Source organism: Streptomyces sp. NPDC099050 (genome assembly GCF_044759865.1).
GTDB lineage: Bacteria > Actinomycetota > Actinomycetes > Streptomycetales > Streptomycetaceae > Streptomyces.
In genome coordinates this window covers 585,916-607,753 of the sequence record NZ_JBIWAE010000001.1, presented here as the reverse complement: position 1 = coordinate 607,753, position 21,838 = coordinate 585,916, and the positions used below count along the sequence as shown (strand labels likewise).

19 protein-coding genes and 1 pseudogene are annotated in these 21,838 nt (G+C 73.5%); 8 read left to right on the top strand and 12 right to left on the bottom strand.

Annotated elements, in window-relative coordinates:
• Window positions 1-119: 119 nt before the first annotated feature.
• Window positions 120-1,031 carry a glycoside hydrolase family 19 protein gene (locus tag ACIQV3_RS02640; RefSeq protein WP_403709164.1) on the top strand — a complete coding sequence of 304 codons (912 nt, stop codon included), beginning with the start codon at window positions 120-122 and terminating at the stop codon, window positions 1,029-1,031.
• Between the two features lie 45 nt (window positions 1,032-1,076).
• Here ACIQV3_RS02640 and ACIQV3_RS02635 read toward each other — a convergent pair whose 3' ends face one another.
• Both ACIQV3_RS02635 and ACIQV3_RS02630 read right to left on the bottom strand, forming a co-directional pair.
• Window positions 1,077-3,866 carry an AAA family ATPase gene (locus ACIQV3_RS02635; protein WP_403708973.1) on the bottom strand — a complete coding sequence of 930 codons (2,790 nt, stop codon included), beginning with the start codon at window positions 3,864-3,866 and terminating at the stop codon, window positions 1,077-1,079.
• Between the two features lie 225 nt (window positions 3,867-4,091).
• Window positions 4,092-5,858, bottom strand: a complete 1,767-nt coding sequence (locus ACIQV3_RS02630; protein ID WP_403709162.1) for a S8 family peptidase — start codon at window positions 5,856-5,858, stop codon at window positions 4,092-4,094.
• A gap of 439 nt (window positions 5,859-6,297) precedes the next feature.
• Between ACIQV3_RS02630 and pip the strand changes: the two genes are divergently transcribed.
• Window positions 6,298-7,260 (top strand): prolyl aminopeptidase, encoded by a 963-nt coding sequence (gene pip, locus ACIQV3_RS02625; RefSeq protein ID WP_403708971.1) that lies wholly within the window; start codon window positions 6,298-6,300, stop codon window positions 7,258-7,260.
• 85 nt (window positions 7,261-7,345) lie between these two features.
• Here the strand turns inward: pip and ACIQV3_RS02620 are convergent, their stop codons facing one another.
• Window positions 7,346-8,098 carry a DUF1838 family protein gene (locus tag ACIQV3_RS02620; RefSeq protein WP_403708969.1) on the bottom strand — a complete coding sequence of 251 codons (753 nt, stop codon included), beginning with the start codon at window positions 8,096-8,098 and terminating at the stop codon, window positions 7,346-7,348.
• A 171-nt stretch (window positions 8,099-8,269) separates the two neighbouring features.
• Here ACIQV3_RS02620 and ACIQV3_RS02615 point away from each other — a divergent pair, with 171 nt between their 5' ends.
• A complete protein-coding gene (locus tag ACIQV3_RS02615; RefSeq protein ID WP_403708967.1) occupies window positions 8,270-8,446 on the top strand; it encodes a putative quinol monooxygenase in 177 nt (58 codons plus the stop codon).
• A 243-nt stretch (window positions 8,447-8,689) separates the two neighbouring features.
• On the opposite strand, the gene ACIQV3_RS02610 is transcribed toward ACIQV3_RS02615, so the two are convergent.
• Window positions 8,690-10,108, bottom strand: a complete 1,419-nt coding sequence (locus ACIQV3_RS02610; protein ID WP_403708965.1) for a tetratricopeptide repeat protein — start codon at window positions 10,106-10,108, stop codon at window positions 8,690-8,692.
• A 213-nt stretch (window positions 10,109-10,321) separates the two neighbouring features.
• Here ACIQV3_RS02610 and ACIQV3_RS02605 point away from each other — a divergent pair, with 213 nt between their 5' ends.
• The 3 genes from ACIQV3_RS02605 (at window position 10,322) to ACIQV3_RS02595 (ending at window position 12,729) form a co-directional block, all read left to right on the top strand.
• A complete protein-coding gene (locus tag ACIQV3_RS02605) occupies window positions 10,322-11,320 on the top strand; it encodes a DUF1996 domain-containing protein (RefSeq protein WP_403708964.1) in 999 nt (332 codons plus the stop codon).
• A gap of 108 nt (window positions 11,321-11,428) precedes the next feature.
• Window positions 11,429-12,010: a sigma-70 family RNA polymerase sigma factor gene (locus tag ACIQV3_RS02600; protein WP_403708962.1), complete on the top strand. Its 582-nt coding sequence runs from the start codon at window positions 11,429-11,431 to the stop codon at window positions 12,008-12,010.
• Window positions 12,007-12,729, top strand: a complete 723-nt coding sequence (locus ACIQV3_RS02595) for a zf-HC2 domain-containing protein (protein ID WP_403708960.1) — start codon at window positions 12,007-12,009, stop codon at window positions 12,727-12,729. The genes ACIQV3_RS02600 and ACIQV3_RS02595 overlap by 4 nt, the downstream gene beginning before the upstream one ends.
• A 303-nt stretch (window positions 12,730-13,032) precedes the next feature.
• On the opposite strand, the pseudogene ACIQV3_RS02590 reads toward ACIQV3_RS02595, so the two are convergent.
• From ACIQV3_RS02590 to ACIQV3_RS02555, 8 genes and pseudogenes are all read right to left on the bottom strand, one after another.
• Window positions 13,033-13,120 (bottom strand): annotated as a pseudogene (locus ACIQV3_RS02590).
• Window positions 13,121-13,145: 25 nt separating this feature from the next.
• Window positions 13,146-13,877, bottom strand: a complete 732-nt coding sequence (locus ACIQV3_RS02585; RefSeq protein WP_403708958.1) for a hypothetical protein — start codon at window positions 13,875-13,877, stop codon at window positions 13,146-13,148.
• Window positions 13,878-13,970: 93 nt separating this feature from the next.
• Window positions 13,971-15,206, bottom strand: coding sequence for a cytochrome P450 (locus tag ACIQV3_RS02580; RefSeq protein WP_403708956.1), 1,236 nt, complete (start codon window positions 15,204-15,206; stop codon window positions 13,971-13,973).
• Window positions 15,203-16,441, bottom strand: coding sequence for a cytochrome P450 (locus ACIQV3_RS02575; RefSeq protein WP_403708954.1), 1,239 nt, complete (start codon window positions 16,439-16,441; stop codon window positions 15,203-15,205). The genes ACIQV3_RS02580 and ACIQV3_RS02575 overlap by 4 nt, the downstream gene beginning before the upstream one ends.
• Window positions 16,438-17,163: a GTP-binding protein gene (locus ACIQV3_RS02570; protein WP_403708952.1), complete on the bottom strand. Its 726-nt coding sequence runs from the start codon at window positions 17,161-17,163 to the stop codon at window positions 16,438-16,440. Before ACIQV3_RS02570 ends, ACIQV3_RS02575 begins: the two co-directional genes overlap by 4 nt.
• The gene (locus ACIQV3_RS02565) at window positions 17,144-17,506 is read right to left on the bottom strand and encodes a DUF742 domain-containing protein (protein WP_266875153.1); all 363 of its coding nucleotides are present in this window, start codon (window positions 17,504-17,506) and stop codon (window positions 17,144-17,146) included. Before ACIQV3_RS02565 ends, ACIQV3_RS02570 begins: the two co-directional genes overlap by 20 nt.
• The gene (locus ACIQV3_RS02560; RefSeq protein WP_112451677.1) at window positions 17,503-17,904 is read right to left on the bottom strand and encodes a roadblock/LC7 domain-containing protein; all 402 of its coding nucleotides are present in this window, start codon (window positions 17,902-17,904) and stop codon (window positions 17,503-17,505) included. Before ACIQV3_RS02560 ends, ACIQV3_RS02565 begins: the two co-directional genes overlap by 4 nt.
• Window positions 17,901-19,592, bottom strand: coding sequence for a sensor histidine kinase (locus tag ACIQV3_RS02555; protein ID WP_403708949.1), 1,692 nt, complete (start codon window positions 19,590-19,592; stop codon window positions 17,901-17,903). Before ACIQV3_RS02555 ends, ACIQV3_RS02560 begins: the two co-directional genes overlap by 4 nt.
• Before the next feature lie 422 nt (window positions 19,593-20,014).
• On the opposite strand from ACIQV3_RS02555, the gene ACIQV3_RS02550 reads away from it, so the two are divergent.
• Together ACIQV3_RS02550 and ACIQV3_RS02545 are read left to right on the top strand one after the other, a co-directional pair.
• A complete protein-coding gene (locus ACIQV3_RS02550; protein WP_403708948.1) occupies window positions 20,015-21,007 on the top strand; it encodes a RimK family alpha-L-glutamate ligase in 993 nt (330 codons plus the stop codon).
• Window positions 21,004-21,792, top strand: coding sequence for a RimK family alpha-L-glutamate ligase (locus ACIQV3_RS02545; protein ID WP_403708946.1), 789 nt, complete (start codon window positions 21,004-21,006; stop codon window positions 21,790-21,792). The genes ACIQV3_RS02550 and ACIQV3_RS02545 overlap by 4 nt, the downstream gene beginning before the upstream one ends.
• The last annotated feature ends 46 nt before the right edge of the window (window positions 21,793-21,838 follow it).

Below are 21,838 nucleotides of genomic sequence, written 5' to 3'. Positions count from 1 at the left end.
TAGACCTTGACAGGTCCAGACCATCCTCGCTTCAGTGGGCGCAGTCGTCCGTTGCCCGTCGCCCCCCACGGCGACACGGCAACTCCCCCCACCGAAGGAGAACTTCCGTGATCCGCACCCTGCGCCGCCGCGCACTCTCGCTGGCCGCCACCGCTGCCGTCACCCTCGGCCTCGCGATCGCCCTCCCCTCCTCCCCCGCCGCCGCGGCTCCCGCCTGCGCCGGCGCGTGGGCGACCTCCGCCGTCTACACCGGCGGCGCGACCGCCTCGTACGGCGGCCACAACTGGCTGGCCAAGTGGTGGACCCAGGGCGAGACCCCCGGCACCACCGGCCAGTGGGGCGTCTGGTCGGACCAGGGCGTCTGCGGAGGGGGCGGGACCCCGAACCCGGACCCGACCACCCCCAACCCGTCCGGATTCGTGGTCAGCGAAGCCCAGTTCAAGCAGATGTTCCCGAACCGGAACCCCTTCTACACCTACAACGGGCTGGTCTCGGCCCTGTCGGCCTACCCGGCCTTCGCCACCACCGGTGACGACACCGTCAGGCGGCGCGAAGCGGCGGCGTTCCTGGCCAACGTCTCGCACGAGACCGGCGGGCTGGTGCACATCGTCGAGCAGAACACCGCCAACTACCCGCACTACTGCGACGCGAACCAGCCCTACGGCTGTCCCGCCGGGCAGGCCGCGTACTACGGCCGCGGGCCCATCCAGCTGAGCTGGAACTACAACTACAAGGCGGCCGGCGACGCCCTGGGCATCAACCTCCTGGCCAACCCGTACCTGGTGGAGCAGGACCCGGCCGTCGCGATGAAGACGGCCCTCTGGTACTGGAACACGCAGAACGGCCCGGGCACGATGACCGCCCACGCCGCCATGGTGAACGGCGCGGGCTTCGGCGAGACCATCCGCTCCATCAACGGCGCCCTGGAGTGCAACGGCGGCAACCCGGCGCAGGTCCAGAGCCGGATCAACTCCTACCAGGGCTTCGCCCAGATCCTCGGCGTGACCCCGGGGAACAACCTGAGCTGCTAGGGCCTGTCGTCGCGCGGCAGGCGGGAGTTCGACGACAGGCCCTGGTCAGCGCGGTCGCAGCGTGGTGGCCAGCTGGGCCCGGGAGCGGACGTCGAGCTTCTGGTAGATCCGGGTCAGCCGGGCCTCCACGGTCTTCACGCTGACGAAGAGCTTCGCGGCCGCCTCCTGGTTGCTGGCTCCCTGGGCCACCAGCACCGCGAGGCGGGTCTCCGCCTCCGTGAGGGCGGCCAGCGGCCGGGCCCCGCCGCCACCGCCCTCGTTCCCGGACGGGGAAGGCTCCCGCGCGAGCTCCGCCCACGGGGTCGCGCCGGCCCGGGCGAAGGCCTCGGCGGCCGCCGCCAGGGCGGCGCGGGCAGGCGCGCGCCGGCGGCGGCGGCGCTCCACTCGGGCCAGGGCGAGCAGCGTACGGGCCCGCTCCAGGGGCAGTTCGAGACCCGCGAAGCGCTCGGCGGTGTCCTCCAGGAGGGCGACGGCCGCCTCGGCCTCGCCGTGCGCGGACAGGCACAGCCCCCGGGCCCGGTCCAGGGCGGCGATCACGCTGGTGCGGCCGAGCCCGAGGGCAGTCGTACGGACCCGGGCCTGCAGTTCGGCGGCCTCGTCGGGCGCGTCCGCGGCGACCAGGGCTTCGGCCAGCTCTCCGTGCCAGCGCAGGATCGAGGGGTCGACCACCTGCTGGGCCGCCTCCAGTTCGGCCACCCGGCGCAGGGTGGCGACGGCCTTCGCGGCCTCGCCCGTGGCCAGCTCGACCAGGCCGAGCACGTACAGGCCGCGGGAGAGGAAGATCTGGTCGTGCTCCTCCTCCGAGGCCTGGATCCCGCGCCGGGCGTATCCGGCGGCGCGCGGGAAGCCGCCGCCCATGGCCTCGGCCATCGCGGCGACGTACCAGGCGGGGCCGGGCGAGAGCCCCGCCTCCACGGTCAGCCGCAGGGCGTCGCGGGCGTGCGCCGTGGCGGCCGCGCACCTGCCCCGGCGCAGTTCCACTTCGGTGAGGCTGCGCAGCACTTCGAAGACGTCCTCGGCGGATCCGGTGCGGCGCACGGCGGGCAGCAGGACGAGGAGCTGGCGTCCGGCGTCGGCGAGCCGGTCGTCGAAGAGGGCGTGGCGGACGGCGAGGTACTGCGGCGCGTTGCGCATGCCGAGCGGCACGTCGGGGGCGGGCAGGGCGAGGGCCTCGGCGAGGATCTCCTCGGCGTCCGGATCCCCGAGGATGCGGCCCATCCGGGCCCGTACGGTCAGCGCCATCGCCTCGGCGACCTGGTCGCCCCCGCTGCGGGCCAGTACGCCGGCCTGCGCGGCGGCGTCCCGGGACAGGACGGGGTCGCCATCACTGAGGTTGTGCTTCCAGGCGACCCTCAGCCGGATGGCGGCCTGCAGCGCGGGGTCGCCCTCGGCGTCGGCCGCGGCGTGCGCGAAGGTCTCGTCGAGGGAGCCCAGGGCCTGCCCCTCCGCGTCGATGACGGCGAGGCGCGCCCGCACCCGGTCCGCGGGCGAGGCGTCGCGGGCGAGCACGGCGCGGGTGGCGCGGCGGGCCAGGTCGGCGCGGCCGGCCCAGCCCGCGTCCTCGGCGGCGCCGACGAGCCGCGCGAGCTCCTCGGCGGGCAGGTGGCCCGGGGTCCGGTCGGCGGCGAGCAGCCCGAGTTCGGCGGCCTGGGCCCGCTGGCCCCGTCGTCTGCAGGAGGCTGCGGCCACGGTGATCTCGGCGGCGAGCGCCTCGTCGGGGGCGTCCACGGCCAGCGCGCGGTGGCGTACGGCCTGGACCGGGTCGTCGACGGCGGCGGCCAGCGCGGCGTGTGCGGCGGCGCGTTCGGGCCAGCCCGCGTCGGCGGCCAGCGCCGTCGGCAGGGCACCGGCGGTGAACCGGATGGTGCCGTCCTCCTCCACGGTGAGCAGCGCGGCCCGTTCGGCCACGGCGAGCTCGGCCTCCGCGTCGGGCCGGCCCGCCCGCCGCAGCAGCGCGGTGGTGGGACGGGCGGCGAGGGCGGCGAACAGCAGGGTGCGCCGGGCCTGGGCGGGGACGACGCCGAGCAGCCGGCGGGCCACCTCGCGGGCCTGGCCGGAGACGGGCAGCGGATCGGCGTGGTGGGCGCCGCCCTCGCGGGAGCCGGCGGCTTCGGCGAGGGAGTGGCCCAGCGCCAGGGCGAGGCGCGGGTTGCCTCCGCTGGCCTGGTGGATCCGGCCGGCGAGGCGGGCCGGGAGCCCGCGGCGCACCAGCAGTTCGGCGACCTCGTCGGTGCCGAGCGGGGGGACCCGTATCTGCGGGGTGTCCGGTCCGCAGAGGGGCTCGCAGAGCGGGGCTCCGCCCTGGACGCACTCGGCGGCGAGGACCCGGACCCGGGGCGGGGTCAGGCGCAGGGCGAAGCGGAGCAGGTCGGTGCTCTCCGCGTCGAGCCACTGGGCGTTGTCGAGGGCGAGCAGGACGGGTCCGCGGGCGGCGAGGGTGCGCAGCACCTCGACGACGGCGAGGCGCAGGGCGACGTGGTCCCGCCCGGCCCGTGGCGCGTCGGCCTCGCGGCGCAGGAGGGCGATGGCGGTGCGCTGCGGTCCGGAGAGGCTGTCCAGCGCGGTGGCGGGCACGGAGGCCAGGAGGGCGGCGGCGGAGGCTTCGGGTATCCACCGGTCGGTCGCTCCGGGGGCGAGGCCGAGCACGGTCTCGTGGCGCAGGGCGGCGGCTTCGGTGAGGGCGCGCAGCACCTCGGTCTTGCCGGAGCCCGCGGGTCCGGTGAGCAGGACGCGCCCGTGCGTGGTCAGCGCGCGGTCGACCGCCTTGATCAGTTCGCCGTGTCCGACGGGCGGGTGTCCGCCCGTCGTGTCAGCGTGCCCCGTCGCCACCGCCACGCACAGCCACCAGCCTCTCGCTCGCCCGCTCCTGTGGCCTTCCTGTGAGACGCGACAATACGAGGTCGGATGCCCGGCGGGCCCGGATTGTGACGCAGATTCCAGTCACGTGACAGGAAAACCCGCCGGACCTGCCGATACGTGGGGTATCGGCAGGTCCGGCGGGCTCGTTTGGTCCGTACTATCGCACCGTCAGGGGTGGTTCGGGTGCGGCCGGGACCGGGCTCAGAAGCCGAGGCTCCAGGAGTCGATCTTGCCGGTGTCGTTGGCGGCGTTGTCGTTGACGCGCAGCTTCCAGGCGCCGTTCGCGACCTCGGAGGAGGCGTTGACGGTGTAGGTCTGGTTGATGTTGTCGGCGCTGCCGCCGGTGCGGTTGTGGAGCGTGTACACGGTGCCGTCGGGGGCGATCAGATCGACCTTGAGGTCACCGATGTAGGTGTGCACGATGTTCACGCCGACCTTCAGGGCGGCCGGGGCGTTACCGGTGACCCCGCTGACGGTGATGGGGCTCTCCACCGTGGCGTTGTCGGCGATGGTGACGTCCGCGGTGTTCTCGAAGGACGGGGTGGTGGGCGTGGAGGTCACGGCCGTCACGGTCGCGGCCGCGTCGGCGAGACCGGTGCCGCAGCCGCCGGTGCAGGTGCCGGCGAGCGGACGGGCGTTCGTCTTGATGGCCGACTCGACCTGCGCCGGGGTGAGCGAGGGCTTGGCGGAGACGAGGAGCGCGGCGAGACCCGCGATGTGCGGGGCGGCCATGCTGGTGCCCTGGTACGGCTTGTAGATCTCGGCGCCGGGGGTGGTGGTGCCGTCGTTCAGGGTGGAGAGGATGCCGTTCTCCGGGGTGGTGACGGTGCCGGGCGTGTCGGTGGCGCGGCGGGTCTCACCGCCCGGGGCGGACACGTCGATGATCGTGCCGTAGTTGGAGTAGAAGGAGCGGTCTCCGGTGCGGTTGGTGGAGGCCACGTTGATCACGTTGTTGCAGCTGGCGGGCGAGAACCCGGACGCGTTCGCGTTGCTGTTGCCCGCGGCCACCACGACGGTGGAGCCACGGCCGACGGCGGCGTTGATCGCGTTCTGGTAGGTGGCGGTGCAGGCGCCCGAGCCGCCGAGCGACATGTTGATGACCTTGGCGGGGGTGGCGTTCGCCGGGATGCCCGATACGGAGCCCCCGGAGGCCCAGGTGATGGCGTCGACGATGTCCGAGGTGGCACCGCCGCACTTGCCGAGCACGCGGACGGGCTGGATCTTCGCACCGTACGCGATGCCCGCGACGCCCTTGGTGTTGCCGGTGGCGGCCGCGATGGTGCCCGCCACGTGGGTGCCGTGCCAGGAGGAGTTGCTGGCCGTGGAGCCGGTGCCGCATTCGCCGGCGGCGCTCCAGTCGCCCTGGTCGGCCGGGTTGTTGTCACGGCCGTTTCCGTCGCGGGCGGCGGTGGAGCTGGCGATGAAGTCGTAGCCGGCCACGACGTTCGGGGCCAGGTCGGAGTGGGCCACGTAGCCGGTGTCGATCACGGCGACCGTGACGCCGGAACCGGTGGTCTTGTCCCAGGCCGCCGGAACGTTCATGCCGGCGGTGGGCTCGAAGAGGTCCCACTGCTTGGCGTACTCGGTGTCATTGGGGGTGACGGCGAGGGCGTAGGCGCGGGAGTCGGGCTCGACGTAGGCGACGTCGGGGTCGGCGCGGAACTGGGCCATGACAGCGGCCGCGTCGGCCGGGGTACCGAGGGTGACGAGGGCGGCTCCGGTGCCGAGGCGGCGCTCGAACTTCGCCTTCTTCGAGGCCTTCTTGCCCTTGGCCGCCACGTCGGCGGCGGCGGCGGTGTTCGATCCGGCCTCGGCGGCCGTGCTCTTGTACCCGACGATGAGGTTCTCGGCGGGGGCCGCGGCGGTGGGGGCGCCGGCGGCGGGGAGGGTCCGCGCGGCGGGGGCGGGATCCGCGGCGGACAGCGCCAGGGAGGTGGTGGCGGTGCCGGCGAGCAGGGTGACGGACATCGCCACCACGGATATGAGCCTGCTTCGTCTGGATGCGTGCACGGTGTTCCCTTTCGCGGGCCGCCACAGAACGCGCCGGGACGGCCGGTTGGTGCAGTGTGGGAGGTTGACCGGCGGCGGCGGGGCCGGGACGGGCTGGTCAAACCCGCCCGGCCACCGCAGCTGCACACCACGTCGTCGCCCGCCGCGGCGTCGGGGCCGGGCAACGGTGGCACCGGCGAAGGACCGACCTCCAGCTTCACGCCATGTGGGGTGGGCGCGGGGGCTGTTCGGAGCGGGGAGGATCGCCGGTGGGCAGACAGTAGGCAAAGCGGCGGTGAACGCGATACGGGGAAAACCCTTGTCCGCACCCTGCGGGGGCCGTCGTAGGGTGGCCGGAGCTCCCGGCGGGCCGCCGGCGAACGGCTGTCCGGAGCGGGGAAATGAGGAGGTCAGAACCGTGGCAGAGCTCTATCCGCCGGCCGAGCCCTACGACAAGGGGATGCTCGATGTCGGCGACGGCAACGCCGTCTACTGGGAGGTCTGCGGCAATCCGGACGGGAAGCCCGCGCTCGTGGTCCACGGCGGTCCGGGGTCGGGGTGCACCGAGAACGCCCGCCGGCTCTTCGATCCGGCCCGCTACCGGGTGGTCCTGTTCGACCAGCGGGGCTGCGGCCGCAGCACCCCCCACGCGAGCGATCCGGCGACCGACATGCGGCACAACACCACCGGCCACCTGGTCGCCGACATGGAGCGGCTCCGCGAGCACCTCGGCATCGACCGCTGGCTGCTGTACGGCGGCTCGTGGGGCTCCACCCTGATCCTGGCCTACGCCGAGCGGCACCCGGAGCGAGTCTGCGAGATCGTCATCGCGGCCGTCACCACCACCCGGCGCGCGGAGATCGACTGGCTCTACCGCGGCGTCGGGCGGTACTTCCCCGAGGAGTGGGAGCGCTTCGTCGCCGGATCGGGCGGCGTCGCGCGCGACGGAGACCTCGTCGGGGCGTACGCGCGTCTGGCGGCCGATCCCGACGAGGAGGTGCGGGCGAAGGCCACGGCGGACTGGTGCGCCTGGGAGGACGCCGTGCTGTCCGGCGAGACGAAAGGCGCCTCCTCGCCGTACACCGGCCGGCCGCCCGCGGCCCGGATAGCCCTCGTCCGCATCTGCTCGCACTACTTCTCGCACGGTGCGTGGCTGGAGGAGGGCGAACTGCTGCGCGGGGCCCACCGGCTGGCCGGGATCCCGGGCGTCTTGATCCACGGCAGGCTCGACATGGGCAGCCCCCTCGACACGGCCTGGGAGCTGGCCCGTGCCTGGCCCGGCGCGGAGTTGACCGTGGTGGAGGAGGCGGGACACCTGGGCGGATCGGCCACCCTCGACCACGTGCTCGGCTCCCTCGACCGGTTCGCGGCCGGCGGCTGAGCGGTCGGGGGCTGAGCGGCCGGCGGCTGAGCGGTCGGGGGCCGAGCGGCCGGGGGCCGAGACGCGCCCCCCGGGGCCGGGTGCCTCAGGCGTCCGGGCGGTCCGCCGGCGGGTTGAGCCGCCGGAAGTACGTCCAGCTGGTCTCGTTCGGCTCCGTCCACTTCTCGGGGGCGTGGGCGAACTCCGGGTGGCGGGCCGCGATGTACGCGCGGGTCCGCTCCGGGACCTCCGCGTAGGAGGCGAGTTTGCGGCCGCGGCAGTGGAAGGCGAGACCGCCGGGACGCGGGCCCTGTTCCATCCAGGGCAGCCAGGGCGACATCCGGGTCCAGGACATGGTGGACGGCATGCTGGGCTCGTCGGTGGCGAGGACCGAGGCGGGAGCGAAGAACTGGAAGAGTTCCAAGGCCCGGTAGGTGTCGTCGCCCGAGTTCGCCGGGTACTGCGCCACGGGCAGCGGGGAGGGGTAGGCGAGCGGGATCTCCAGGCTGAAGCAGACCTGGTCGCCCAGTTCGGTCAGGGGGACCGGGAAGGGACGCCACTTCTGGTTCGCGGGGTCGTTCCAGACGTGGACCACCGGCTTGTCCTCCCAGGTCTCCAGGATCTCGCGGGTCAGCGGATCCAGGTAGAACGCGGCCTCGCGGGTGAGCAGCTGGTAGGTCCCCGGCGTCTCGTCCTCCACCAGCCGGGCCACGTTGAGGCCTTCGAATCCGAAGAGCCGCCGGTAGGGCTCGCCGGGAGCCCAGGCGTGGACGTCGCCGGTCCACCAGAAGGTGACCTCGGATCCGTCGAGGGAGGCGCGGGTACGGGCGAGGGCACGCAGGAGCTGTTCGGATGTCATACGGGACAACTCTGCGCGGTCGGCCCGGACCGGGCAAGAACCGCACCGGCCATGCGGGGCCGGGCGGTGGCCATGCGGGGGCCTGCCGGTTGCCCGGCGGTGGCCCGGCCGCGGCCCGGCCGCGGGAAATGCCTTTCCGCCGCCCGGTCCGGTCGATCTAGTCTTCGGCCCATGCCTTCGACAGTTCGACTCCTGATCCTCATCACCACCCTCCCGGGCCGCGGCCGGGAGCAGCGGGAGGCCTACGAGCGCCTCGCGCCGGTCGTCCGCGCCGAGGAGGGTTGCCTCCGCTACGACATGCACCCGGTGAGCGGCGATCCGGACCGGTTCGCGCTCCTCGAGGAGTAGTCCTCGCGAGCGGCTCTCGCCGCGCACGACGTCACCCCGCACATGATCGCGGCGGACGCGGCGAGTCCCGCGTTCCGCGCGGGACCCGCCGATGTGATCGAGCTCGACGCGGCGCTGCCGGCCTGAGCGGCGGCCCCGCCGGGGGCCTGCCGGCCTGAACGGGTTCCGGCCGGCCTGAACGCGGCTCCCGCCGGGCCGGGCCGGGGCCCCGCCGGAAGGTTTCGTCCCGTGCGGGCCCCGGTCTCAGCTGGGGTGTGCGCCCGCGCCCAGGAGCTGGATCTCGCGGGCGGCGCGCGGGGAATGGACGCCCCGGTTGAGGGCTTCGGCGTAGCGCAGTTCGGCCGCGGCCTCCCGCTCCCGGCCGCCGAGCCGGTACAGCCGGGCCCGTTCCACGTGGGTGAGCATGATCGCGCGTTCCTGCTGGACGGGGCGCGAGGCCAGCGAGGCGTCCAGGGCGGCGTGGGCCGCGGGATGGTCCCCGAGCAGGCCGAGGACCACCGCGCGCTTGAACTCCAGGGCGGCCGGGCGGTAGGTGTGGAAGGGGTCGGGCTCGCCCACGGCCGCTCCCTGCGCCCGGTCGGCGGCGTCGAGCCAGGCCAGGGCCTGCGCCCGGTCCCCCCGGGCCGCGTGCACTTGGGCCGCCTGGGCGGCGACGAAGACCCGTACGGCGTCGGGGGCGCGCGGGGCGATCTCCAGTGCCTGGCGCACGTAGGAGAGCGCGACGGCCGGCTGGTTCTGGTCGAGGGCGTCCTGGCTGAGCATGCGCAGGGCGATGGCCTGGGTGGAGGGCTCCTCCGCGAGCTCGGCGAGGGAGACGGCCCGGCTCAGGGTCCGCCGCGCCTCGGTGAAGGAGCACTGGTCGGCGTAGCTGCGGGCCAGGAGGAGCACCGTGCGCGCCGCGTGGCCGATCTCCAGGGCGGACAGGCGGCCTTCGTCCCCGGGGGCGGTCAGGGCCGTACGGAAGGTGCTCCGGAGGTACGCGAGGAGCACGGGCGCGGTGGCGTCCCCGCCGAGGGCGTCGACCTGGCCGGTGAAGAAGCTCTCGGCGGCCCGGCGCAGTTCGGTGTGGGACAGGGCGGGGATGGCGGGGACCTGTCCGGCGTCGGCCCCCGACGGGGCTCCGGCGCGCTCGCGCTGTCCGGGGACCCGGTGCACCTCGCCGCCCCCGCGGGGCCTGCGGTGCGGGTACAGACCGGGCACGGTGGCGAGGAGCTCCGCCGCCAGGGCGTGCGGTCCGGGAGCCGCATCGCGGCCGGCCGGATCGGTGTCCGCACGCTCCGGGGCGGTGCGGTCGGCGCCGTCGGTACCGGCTCCGTTGGCACCGGCGCCTTTGGTGCCGGTGCCGTTCGCGCCGGGGCGGCTCGTGGCGGTGCGGCTCGTGGCGGTGCGGCTCGTGGCGGTGTGGTGCAGACCCGCCTGGTGCATGCCGATGTCGGCCGGGCCCACGGGCCGGTCCAGCCGGGCGGCGAGGATCTCGCAGAGGAGACCGGGGACGGGATCGCGCGGGGTGCTGCCGCGCAGCCAGTGGGCGACCGAGGTCCGGTCGTACCCGGTGGTGAGCCCGGTCGCCCGCGCGCTCGTGTTGAGCCGCCGGGCCAGGGCTTCGTAAGTCCAGCCGGTTTCCCTGATCAGGCGGTGCAGGAGGTGGTTGGCAGCGGGCACGGCGGTGTTCCCTCCTTGCGATGCGGGTCGCGCGAGAAGGCTGCTTCGCCGTAGGAACGGCCAAACGGGGGCAAAGGTTGCGGCCCCCGGGCCGCGGGGCCCGCGCGTGCGACACCTTCAACGGATCCCGGCGCTCCGGCCCGGCGGCGGCGGCCGACCGCCCTGCGGACGCCCGGTTGACGGGGGCGGGGGTCGGCGGCAACCGTGACCCGCATGGGGAACGAACGCCGACTGCTCACGCTGCTGATCTGCCTGGTCCTGGGCGGCGGACTGACCGCCGCCGTCTTGGGCGCCGCGCGCGCGGGCGGTCCGCGCCCGCCGGCGGCCGGATCCGGTCCCGTGCCCGCCGACTTCGTGAACTTCCGGGAGGTTCCGCCCGGGCCCGCCGAGCCCCCCGCGGCCGGTCAGCAGGCCGCCGCGGGCCGGGTGTCGGTGGATTGCGGCCGCAACGCGGAGGGCCACTACAACGAGGACAACCTCGTCGTCTCCCCGGGCCTGCGCTCCGGCGCCCACCACACGCACGGCTACGTCGGCAACCTGTCCACCGACGCCTTCTCCACCGAGGCCTCCCTGGACGCGGCCGCCACCAGCTGCGCGGGCGGAGACCGTTCCACCTACTACTGGCCGGTGCTGCGCCGCACGGACCGGCCGGGCGAGCGGCCGCACGAGGGCACCGCGGGCCACGGAAACGCGGGCGCGATCCTGCCGGAGGCGGCGGTGTCCGTGGAGTTCCTCGGCAGTCCGGTGGGCAAAGTGGTGGCGATGCCCCGGTTCCTGCGCGCGCTGACCGGTGACGCGGTGGCCCTCACCGCCGACTCCGACGAGGACGTACGGGCGAGCTGGGGCTGTTCCGGCGCCCCCGACCGCTCCACCACCCGCTATCCGCGCTGCCCTCGGGGTGAGCGCCTCACCCGTACGCTCACCTTCCCGAGCTGCTGGAACGGCCTGGACACCGCCAGCCCCGGGCACCGCGCCCACCTGCGCTTCCCTGCCGCGAACGGGGTCTGCCCGCAGGACACCTTCCCCGTACCGCGCCTGCGGATCTCCCTCGCCTACGAGGTGCCCGCCGGTGCGCCCATCGCCCTGGACTCCTTCCCCGAGCAGCGGCACAGCCCCAAGACCGACCACGGGATGTTCGTGAACGTGATGACCGGCCCGCGGATGGACGAGATCGTGGACTGCCTCAACCAGGGCCGCACCTGCCGTACCTGACCGCTCCGCGCCCCACCGGCCCCGGGTGACGCAGGTCACGTGAACCCGGTGCCCGTGCGCGGCGTGTTGTGACCGCACCACGTAAGCGAGGAAGACGGAGAGGGTGAGATGGCCGGACCACTGTGGCCCCGCACTCGGCGGGGCTCGACCGACGAGGCATTGATCAAGTCCGTGTACGAGGAGCACGGCCACGCCCTGCTCGCGTACGCGACCCGGCTGACCGGGGACCGGGCCACGGCCGAGGACGTCGTACAGGAGACCCTGATCAGGGCCTGGCGCCACTCCGAGGTCCTGGTGAACGGGAAGGGTTCCGTACGCGGCTGGCTGCTCACGGTGGCCCGCAACATCATCACCGACCGGTACCGGGCCAAGGCGGCCCGGCCGCCGGAGGTGTCGGGGTCCCCGGCCCATCCACCGGTGGAGGCGGACCACGCCGACGCGGTCGTGGACACGATGACCGTACTGGGCGCCCTGGACCGGCTGTCGCCGGAACACCGCGACGTGCTGACGGAGTTGTACTACCGCCAGCAGAGCGTCGCCGAGGCGGCGGACACCCTCGGCATCCCGGCCGGCACGGTGAAATCGCGCTCGCACTACGCGCTCAAGGCGCTCAGAGAAGTCTTCGGGGACAGCACACGCACGGGCGGCCCGTCTCCGCGGCCCGGCGGACTGCAGGAGGTGGTGGCATGAACGGGCAGCGGCACGAGGAGGAACTGCTCGGCCCGTACGTACTCGGCGTCCTGGACGACGCGGAGGTGCGCCGGGTCGAGGAACACGTGGACGGCTGCGTGCAGTGCCGTCAGGAGGTGACGGCTTTGCGCGAGATGGAGGCGGCGCTGGGCGAGGTGCCCCCCGAGGCGTTCCTCGACGGTCCGCCACAGGGCGGGGACCTGCTGCTCCAGCGCACCCTGCGCCAGATGCGCCAGGAGGTCGACGGGGCGCGCCGGCGCCGGACGGCCCTCACGGGACTGGCCGTCGCGGCCTCACTGACGGCCGTCTTCTGGGCCGGTACGCAGCTGGGCGGGGAGAACGTCACGGTCGAGGCCCGGCCGCTGCCGACGGTCTCGGCCGAGCCCTCGCCGCCCGCGGCGGGGACCAAGGTGGCCTCCGCGACGGATGCGGGCACGGGCGCGCGGATGACCGTACGGGTGACGCCGGCGGCCAAGTGGGTAAGGGTCCACGCCGCGGTGACGGGGATCCCGGCGGGCGAGCGCTGCCGCATCGTCGTGGTCTCCCGGGACGGTACGCGCACCACGGCCGGCGGCTGGGTGGTGGGCTCCGCGGAGCACGGCGAGGGCAAGGGCGCGGCGCTGGACGGCTCGGCGGCGGTGGACCCGGCGGACGTCCGGGCGGTCCTGGTGGAGAACGAGTCGGGCACGTCGTTCGTCTCGGTACCGATGCCCGCGTAGCGGCGCGCACACAGGGCGCCGAACGTGACGGAACCCGGGAGCATGTCCAGCTCCCGGGCTCCAGCTTGCCACCCATTTGCGCACACCGGCGGCGTTTAAGAACCGCGGGTCATCTTGAGATCGACGTGTTCTGCCGTTGAACTACAGCGCCACGAGAGAGGCGCCGAAGGGACTTGAACCCCTATCCGTCGATGTTCGCCCGCGCTCGGTCGATCCGGTGTTCGGCGGCGAATACTGAGACTGGAGCGAGAATCTGAGTTTGACGGGGCCGCCTCTACCGGACTTGGGCCACCCCCGCACGTGTGCGGGGGGAGGGATTCGAACCCCCAACTGACACCCCTGGATCAGCTTCAACATCAGTTTCAGCTTGCGCTCATCGCGCACCCCCCGCTCGCGACGGGGGGCGAATGTGGGGGCTACCCGAAGAGGTAGCCGAATACCGCGTCACCGATCCGCTGGTCGGTGACCTCGGTGTTGTTCGCCTCCTCGCGGGCGAACTTGACGGACTGCTGGAGCCTCTCGACCCGGTCGAGGAGCTCGTTGACCCGCCGGGCGGGCAGCGCGCCGGAGAACTTCACGGTGGTCCAGTAGCCGACGGCCACGTCCTCGTAGTACACCTCGACCTGCGCCGGGTGCTTCTCCGTGGCCTCGGCCTTCACGTGGTTGCGCGGGACCTTCTTCGTGCGGATGGTCCGCACGGCGTCCGTCTTCCAGGCGTCCGTCGAAGGGTCCAGGTTCCAGGACTCGGAGGCGTCGAGCACCGGCAGCTTGCGCACGAAGGTGTGCAGGTCGGTGAGCTGCTTCTCCAGGAACAGCAGGTACGGGACGGGCACCTGCGCCAGCAGGACCGTGCCGTCGACCACCACGTCCGCGACCGCGGACCGGTTCGCCCAGTCCTTCGTCGCGGTCACGTCGAAGAGCCGGGTGAGCGTCGAGGCGGTCGCCCGCAGGGCGTCCTCCGCCTTGATCTGGACCCGGGTGGACTCGGGCGGGAGCTGCTCGCCCTCCTCGTCCTTGGGCTGGTAGGTCCGGGAGATGCCGGCCAGCAGGGCGGGCTTCTGCACGTCCTGGTGAGCCTGGGTGAGCTCCTGGAGGGCCTTGGACTTGACGCCCTTTTCGACTGCGATGATCTGATTCAGCTTCGGCACACGGTGAACCTAACAACCGTGCCCCGTCAGCACATCCGATTAAAACGACTGCCCCCGCCCCCTCCTGCACCGAGGGGGCGGGGCACCCGGCGGTCAGGCCAGGCGGACCGGGAGGTCGAAGAGGTCGTTCTGGGTGAGGATCGGCTTGTTGCGGAGCTCCGCCGGCGGGACGGCCAGGGTGAGGTCCGGGAAGCGGGCGTAGAGGGCCGGGAGGGCCACCAAGGCCTCCAGGCGGGAGAGGGCCGCGCCGGGGCAGACGTGCGGGCCGTGACCGAAGGAGATGTGCCGGTTCGGGGTGCGGGCGGCGTCGAACTCCCCCGCCGTCTCGCCGAACTGGGCCTCGTCGCGGCCGAGCGCGCCGAAGGAGACGATCAGGCCCTCGCCCTTGGGCAGGATCCGGTCGCCGACCTCCACGTCCTCGGTGGCGAAGCGGATCAGGACGTGCGAGGTGGGGCTGGACCAGCGCAGGGTCTCCTCGATCACGTTCTCCCAGGAGACCTCGCCCTTGAGGACCAGGTCGCGCTGGACCGGGTGGGTCTCCAGGGCGACGACCGCGTTGACGATCAGGCTGATGGTGGTCTCGTGACCGGCGGCGACGATCAGCTGGAGGGTGTTGGTGATCTCCTCGGTGGTGAGGTGGTCACCGTCCTCCGAGGCCTCGATGAGGGCGCTGGTGAGGTCGTCGCCCGGGTTCTCGCGCTTGGCCTCGACGATGCGGGAGAACAGCGCGCCGAGGTCCGCCATCATCTGCGGCACCTCCTCGGGCAGCGTCTGCGTCGAGAAGAACTTCTCGAACAGCGCCTTCAGCCGCGGGTGTTCCTCGGCGTCGACGCCCATCAGGTCGCTGATGACGTTCATCGGCAGCGGGTACGCGAACTGCGCCTTGAGGTCGACGGTCTCGCCGGCCGGCAGCGCGGCCAGCTTGTCCAGCATCCCGGTGGTGAGCGCCTCGATGCCGGCGCGCAGCTTCTCGACCCGGCGTACGGTCAGGGCCTGCGCGACCAGGGTGCGCAGCCGGCGGTGGTCCTCGCCGTCCACGGTGAGCATCGAGCGGCCGGGGTTGGCGAGGCCGATCAGCGGCCAGTCCATCGGGATCTCGCCGCGCTGCCAGGCGCCCCACACGTCGATGTCCTTGACGATCCGGGGATCGGTGAGCAGCTTGCGGGCCTCGGCGTGGTGCGTGACGGCGTACACCGACACGTCACCGGGGAGGACGACCTGGACCAGGGGACCCGCGGCGCGCAGTGCGGCGCTCTCGGCCTCGAGGTCGGCGACGAAGGGGTCCAGGACGATGGCCGCGGGGCCGGAGTGGTCGATCGGGCAGGTCATCGGGTGGCTCCAAGGGCGGGGGTCGGGGTGTAGGTCACGGGAAGCGTGGTGAGGCCGCGCAGCCAGGGCGAGGGGCGGCGGGACAGGTCCCCGGCGGGTACGGCGAGGTCCACGTCGGGCAGCCGGTCGAGGAGCACCTCGATGCCGGTGCGCGCGATGACCTCGGCGACCTCCTGCGCGGGGAAGGGGCAGCGGTGTTCGCCGTGCCCGAAGGAGAAGAAGGCGTTGTTGCCGCCGGTCAGTTCGCCGGCGTCGGTGCGTACGTGCGGGTCGGTGTTGGCGGCGCCGATGCCGAGCAGGACGAGGTCCCCGCCGGCGATGCGCTGTCCGCCCAGGTGGGTGTCGCGCGAGGTCCAGCGGCCGGCCACGTTCTGGGTGGGGGTGTCCTCCCACAGCACCTCGTTCATGGCCTCGCCGACGCTGTGCCGGCCACCCGCGAGGGAGGCGGCGAAGCGGTCGTCGGTGAGCATGAGGCGCAGGGAGTTGCCGATCCAGTCGGCGGTGGGCTGGTGGCCCGCGGCCATCATGACCATGAGGTCCTGGGCGACCTCCTCCACGGTGAAGCCGGACCGGTTGGCGAGCATCCGCGAGACCACGTCGGGGCCGGGCTCGGAGAGTTTGGCGGAGAGCAGGGCGAACATCGACTCGGCGAGGTGCTGCTGGCCTTCCAGGGCGCCCTCCCGCCCGTTGATCATGTCGTTCATGGCGCGCACGAGTCCGGGGCCCTGCGCGTCGGAGAACCCGTAGAGGCGGGCGAGGACGCGCAGCGGGAGCAGCATCGCGTACTCCCCCACGATGTCGCAGGAACCCTTGCCGCACAGTTCGTCGATCAGCTCGTCGGCGAACCGCTCGGCGTGCCCCTTGAGTTCGAAGGGGTCGACGGCTTCGAGGGCCTCGGAGATGACCGCGGCCCGCTCGCGGTGGCGTTCGCCGACGGTGTAGAGGATCGACGGCTGGCGCCGGCCGATCATCGGGAGCAGCGGCCAGTCGGCGGGGATGCGCTCCCACTGGTTCCACAGCTCGGAGTCCCGGGAGAACAGCACGGGGTCGCTGGTGACCTGGTGCAGTTCGCGGTAGCCGAGGACCAGCCAGGCCGGTACGTCCCCGTCGAGGACGACCGGGGCGACGGCGCCGTGGTCGCGCCGCATCTCGCGGTACAGCTCGGCGGGGTCGGTCTGGAACCGGGGGCCGCCGAGGTAGACGGGCTGGTGCTCGGGGGCGGCGGGGCAGGTCACGGGGTGGGCTCCGGGGTCTGGGACAGGGGGCTCTGCTGGAGACTCGGTCGGTTGCTCGACAGCGCGGCCGTCTGGAGGTGCTGGACGAGGGAGATCAGGACCTGCTTGCTGGACTCCCGGGAGCGGGCGTCGCAGAACACCAGCGGGATGGCGTCGGGCAGGTCCAGGGCGGCGCGGATCTGCTCCGGGGTGTGCTCGGGGCCGCCGAAGTCGTTGCAGGCCACGACGAAGGGCGTGCCGTGGTGTTCGAGCCGGTCGATGGCGTACCAGGAATCCGCCAGGCGCCGGGTGTCGACGAGGACGACCGCGCCGAGGGTGCCGGAGAAGAGCCGGTCCCACAGGAACCAGAACCGCTCCTGGCCGGGGGCGCCGAACAGGTAGAGCACGTTGCGGGCGTCGAGGGTGATGCGCCCGAAGTCGAAGGCCACGGTGGTGGCGCTCTTCCCGGCGATCCCGTGGGTGTCGTCCACGGCCTCGCCGGCCTTGGTCATGGTCTCTTCGGTGTTCAGCGGGCGGATCTCGCTGACCGAGCGGACCATCGTGGTCTTGCCGACGCCGAAACCGCCCACGATGACGATCTTCAGCCCGTTGTCGGCCGTGCTGCGCAGTGCCTGGCGGGGCCGGGCCGGTTCGGTGGCCCGGTACTCGGAGGCCCGGTACTCGCCGGCCGGGGTCGGCGACGCGGATTCGGGGATCGTCGCGTCAGAGATTGCGGAGTCCAACGAGCACCTGCTCCAGGATGTCGGGGTCGGTAAAGCTGTACGCCGAGTTCGCCGTACGCGGGTGCCGGGCGCGGATCCGTCCGGTGGCGAGCAGGTCGGCCAGCAGGATCCGTACGATCGACACCGGCAGTCCGAGCTCGGCCGCGATCTCCACGACGGCCGTCGGGAACTGGCACATGCGCAGGATCGCAGCGTGCTCGGACTGCATGCCGGGCACCGGATCGCTTTCGGCGACGACCAGGGTGACCAGGTCGAAGACATCGGATCCGGAGCGGCTGCGGCCACCGGTGAGGGTGTAGAGCCGGTCCGGCGAATCGTCCCGGCCCGGCCGGGTCCGGCTCATCCCCGGGGCCTGGCGATGAGGTGTTCGCCGAGCTGCTCGACCAGTTCGGACATGTTGTGGCCGACCAGTCCGGCGTCGGCGTCCTCGTTGGCCACGAGCGCCAGGTGCGCGCCCTCGCCGGCCTCGACGATGAACAGGATCCCGCCGTAGAACTCGGCCATGGCCGAGCGGACTCCGCCGGTGCCGTCGCCGAACTCGATGGACGCCCCGTGGGACAGGCTCTGGATGCCGGCGGCGATCGCGGCGAGCTGGTCGGCCTGGTCGACGGAGAGCTCGGGCGTGCGGCACAGCTTGAGGCCGTCGCGGGAGAGCACGAGGGCGTGGCGGGCGCCCGGTGTGCGCTCCAGGAGGCCTTCCAGGAGCCAGTTGAGCGTCTCGTCGGTGGTGAAGCCGGTCATGATCGCGTGTTGCCTTCCGGGTCTGTGGTGTGCGCGGGCTGCTGCTCTTCGCCGGGGCCGCCCGGGGCTCCGGCGTCTGCCGCGCCCGGTGTCCCGGTGCCCCGTACGGCCTGGCGGAAGCTGCCGAACCGCGCGGCCGACCGGGACGCGCCGCCGGGGGCGGAGCCGGTGGCCGGGGCCGTGCGGGGATCGGTGGCCGCGCCGTCGGCGCCCTCGGGGTGGGCGGCGGCCAGGGTCCGGCCGCGACGGCGCTGGGGCAGGCCGCTGTCGCCGAAGTGCGGGTGCTCGCCGGTGGATTCGGAGTCGGCGCCTTCTCCGGTGCCGGTGCCCGGGCCGGCCGCGCCGGGGACCGCGGTCCCGTCGTCCATCGCCGTACGGTCCTGCGCGCGGACGGTGTCTTCCTGACCGGCGGCGGTGTCGTGCACGGCCTCGGGCTCGGACCCGGCGGGAGCGGCGGACGCGGCGGGTGCCCGCGGCGCGGCCGGGGCGGACGGCTGCGCCGGGATGGCGAGCGGCGCGGCGGGGGTCTCGCCGGGCGTGCGGCTGATCAGCTCCTGCGGGAGCATCATCAGGGCGCCCGTACCGCCGCGGGCGGAGGGCCGGAAGGAGACGGTCAGTCCGTGCTTGCGGGCGAGCCGGCCGACGACGGCGAGGCCGAGCCGGGTCCCGGACAGTCCGGCCAGGTCCAGGGAGGCGGCGGTCACGGCCTGTTCGGCGCGGCGCAGCTGGACCTCGCTCATGACGAGGCCGCTGTCCTCGACGGTGATGACGATCCCCGACGGCACCTCCTCGACGTAGACGTGGACTTCGGCGGTGGGCGGGGAGAAGTTGGCCGCGTTGTCGAGGAGTTCGGCGAGTGCGTGCATGACACCCTCGGCCGCGTGCCCGGCGACGGCGGCGTCGCTGGTGGAGTGGAGCCTGACCCGCTGGTAGCCGCCGATGCGGCCCATCGCGCCGCGCAGGATCGACTCCATGACGATCGGCTTGGCCCAGCGGCGCCCCGAACGGGCCCCGGTCAGCACGGCGATGGAGTCGGCGAGGCGGCCGGCCTGGGCGGTGCGGTGGTCGAGGTGGAGCAGGTCGCCGAGGACGTTCTCGTCGGCGTGCCGGTGCTCCATGTCGCGCAGGTCGGCGAGCATCCCCGTGGCCAGGGCCTGCATCCGGCCGGCGGCGTTGGCGGCCGCGGCCATGGCGGCGGCCCGGCCCGACTCGGCTCGGCGCAGCTCCGCGCCGAGCCGTTCGCGGGAGGCGTTCTGGGCGGCGGCCAGTCCGTCGAGTTCGGCGGAGTGCGTGCCCGTCAGGTGCTCCAGCACGGCGGCGTGCTCGGCCGTCAGCCGGTCGAGTACGGCGGCGTGTTCGCCGGTGAGGCGGGAGCGTTCGGCGGTGTGCGCGGCCGCGTCACGGGTCGCGTCGGCGATCAGCCGGGCGATGTGCCCGTCACGGGCGGCCAGTTCGGCGGCCAGCGCGGTGATCCGGCCGCGCTGGACCCGGGAGGTGCGCATGCACCAGGTCACGGCGAAGGCCGATACCGCGAGCAACAGAACGCCCGCGCCGGCGAACCAGCCGAGGGCGGTGGCGATGGACGACGGGGCCGCGGCCACCGCCGCCGTGGTGAGCGCGCCGCCGGCGACTGCGGTGATCAGCAGGGCCAGCGCGGAGGGGCGAAGGGGGGAGGGCGACGCCGTCATCAATCAAAGCCTCATACCGGGCGTAAATGGAGGAGAAGGTTCCTGGCAACGAGGCCTCACTATAGGAGAGTTGTTGATCGCTTTGGGCAGCCCCTGACAAGTTTTCCACTCAACCGCGACCGGTAAGGGTCCTTCTGTAGCACTTTGGCCGGAAGGGAAATCGCGAGCTCGCGCCACCCGGTCCACCCGCGTCTCGGTGGTCGGACGGCGGGCGGACTGCGGACGGGCGGCGGACGGACGACCGGCGGGCCGCAACCGGACGACGACCGGACGACGACGGGACGCGAAACCCGCCCCCTCGCGGCGTCCTTGCGGGTTGCCGCGCACAGGGACCGATCATCACATTGCGGACCATGACATCCTGTGACGTCACAACTCGCCGGACGGGATCGGCGGACGTCCGGGGAATATGGGGAAGGTCCATGAGGCTCTGCTTCCTGGTGGAGGAGCACTATCGGCACGACGGCATGCCGAACGAGGTGGTCCGGCAACTGAAGGCCTGGGGCCACCGGGTGGACGTGCTGCGGCCCGGGGGTTCGCTGCTGAGGATGAGCGAGGCCGTGGATGCCGGAACCCATGACGCCTGGGTCCTCAAGACGGTGTCCGGCGGCCCCGGTCTGACCCTGCTCGAAGCCGCCGCCGCGGCCGGGGCGACCACCGTCAACGACGCCCGCGCGATCCGGGGCGTACGGGACAAGGCGCTGGCCGCCGCCATCGGGCGCGGCCGCGGACTGCCGCTGCCGCCGACCTACGCGGCGGCCCGGCCGGAGCTGCTGGCGCAGATCCCGGCGACGGAGTACCCGCTGGTCGTCAAACCCGCCGACGGCAGCTCCGGGCGCGCCGTCCACCTGGTCCCCTCGCCGGAGCGGCTGGCCGCGATGCTCCCCGAACTGGCCGGCGAGGGCATGCTCGTCGCCCAGCCGTACGTCCCGAACTCGGGCACCGACCTCAAGGTGTACGCCGTCGGCGGGGAGCTCTTCGCCACGGAACGCCGCTCTCCCCTGCATCCGGACACCTCCGTCCCGGAGCGCCTCGTCCCGCTGTCCGCGGAGATCGCGGAGATCGGCGCGCGGGTCGGGGAGGTCTACGGCCTCGACCTGTACGGGGTGGACGTGCTGCTGGGGCCCGACGGGCCGGTGGTCGTGGACGTGAACGACTTCCCGAGCTTCCGTCAGGTCCCCGACGCGGCGGCCCGGGTGGCCCGCGCGGTACTGGGCCTCGCGCGGGGCGCCGGTTCACGGCCCTGCCCCGAAGCCGGGTCCGCCCTCGCGCACTGGCCCGGTCGGACCATGTCGATCCCCGTCCAGGCCACGGCGGCCGTGGCTCCGGTGGCGGTGGCACCGGCGGCGGTGGCACCGGTGGCGGTGGCACCGGTGGCGGTGGCACCGGCGGCCCCCACGGGAGAGCCCGTATGAGGATCGGTGTGATCACGGACAACCCCGGGCACCCGCTGCTCTCGGCGACGGCCGGACTCCTCCGGGCCGCCGGGCACGGAGTGGAGCTGCTGGATCCCGGCGCACCGGACGCGGCCCCCGAAGCCCCGGCGGACGCGTACCTCCTCAAGGCACACACCCCGGCCGGCCTGGAACTGGCCCGGCGCCTGGAGCGGCTCGGGGCGCCGGTGGTGAACTCCGCCGCGGCGACCACGCTCTGCCAGGACCGCACCCTGATGGCGGAGCTGGCGGTCCGGGCCGGGCTGCCGTTCGCGGGAACCCGTACCGTCGGCGCGCTCGGGCCGTGGGCCGCCGGGGTCTCGCTGGGCTCCCCCGTCGTCGTCAAGAGCCGCCACAGCCGCCGCGAGGACCTCGTGGCGCGTGTCGACGACAGCGTCCGCCTCGGGGAGTTGGCGGAGTGCTGGCCCGACGAGCCGGTGGTGGTCCAGGACTTCGCCCCGAACAACGGCTGGGACCACAAACTCTGGGCGATCGGAGACCGTGTCTTCGCGGCCCTGCGCCGTTCGGAACTCTCCCCGGAAGGCCGCGGCCCGACCCTGACCCTGACCCGCCTCCCGGAGGGATGGGCCGATCTGACCCGCCGGGTCGGCGAGCTCTACGCACTGGACGTCTACGGCGTCGACATCATCGCCACGGCCGACGGTTCCCCCCTCATCGTGGACGTCAACGCCTTCCCCGGCATCCGCGACCAGCCGGGCGCGCCCGAGGCCCTGGCGGACCTGACCCTGAGCCGCGCCAAGGGCTGAAGGGCCAGAGGTGTTGTGAAGCTGGGCGGCGATATCGCGTGGACGG

What these genes read in the sequence shown, in the direction of transcription:
- ACIQV3_RS02595 (WP_403708960.1), top strand. Translation starts at nt 12,007, where the DNA reads ATGAACGGGCAGCGGCACGAGGAGGAACTGCTCGGCCCGTACGTACTC.
- ACIQV3_RS02615 (WP_403708967.1), top strand. Translation starts at nt 8,270, where the DNA reads ATGCCTTCGACAGTTCGACTCCTGATCCTCATCACCACCCTCCCGGGC.
- ACIQV3_RS02555 (WP_403708949.1), bottom strand. Translation starts at nt 19,592, where the DNA reads ATGACGGCGTCGCCCTCCCCCCTTCGCCCCTCCGCGCTGGCCCTGCTG.
- ACIQV3_RS02550 (WP_403708948.1), top strand. Translation starts at nt 20,015, where the DNA reads ATGAGGCTCTGCTTCCTGGTGGAGGAGCACTATCGGCACGACGGCATG.
- ACIQV3_RS02580 (WP_403708956.1), bottom strand. Translation starts at nt 15,206, where the DNA reads ATGACCTGCCCGATCGACCACTCCGGCCCCGCGGCCATCGTCCTGGAC.
- ACIQV3_RS02600 (WP_403708962.1), top strand. Translation starts at nt 11,429, where the DNA reads ATGGCCGGACCACTGTGGCCCCGCACTCGGCGGGGCTCGACCGACGAG.
- ACIQV3_RS02560 (WP_112451677.1), bottom strand. Translation starts at nt 17,904, where the DNA reads ATGACCGGCTTCACCACCGACGAGACGCTCAACTGGCTCCTGGAAGGC.
- ACIQV3_RS02620 (WP_403708969.1), bottom strand. Translation starts at nt 8,098, where the DNA reads ATGACATCCGAACAGCTCCTGCGTGCCCTCGCCCGTACCCGCGCCTCC.
- ACIQV3_RS02545 (WP_403708946.1), top strand. Translation starts at nt 21,004, where the DNA reads ATGAGGATCGGTGTGATCACGGACAACCCCGGGCACCCGCTGCTCTCG.
- ACIQV3_RS02630 (WP_403709162.1), bottom strand. Translation starts at nt 5,858, where the DNA reads ATGTCCGTCACCCTGCTCGCCGGCACCGCCACCACCTCCCTGGCGCTG.
- ACIQV3_RS02605 (WP_403708964.1), top strand. Translation starts at nt 10,322, where the DNA reads ATGGGGAACGAACGCCGACTGCTCACGCTGCTGATCTGCCTGGTCCTG.
- ACIQV3_RS02565 (WP_266875153.1), bottom strand. Translation starts at nt 17,506, where the DNA reads ATGAGCCGGACCCGGCCGGGCCGGGACGATTCGCCGGACCGGCTCTAC.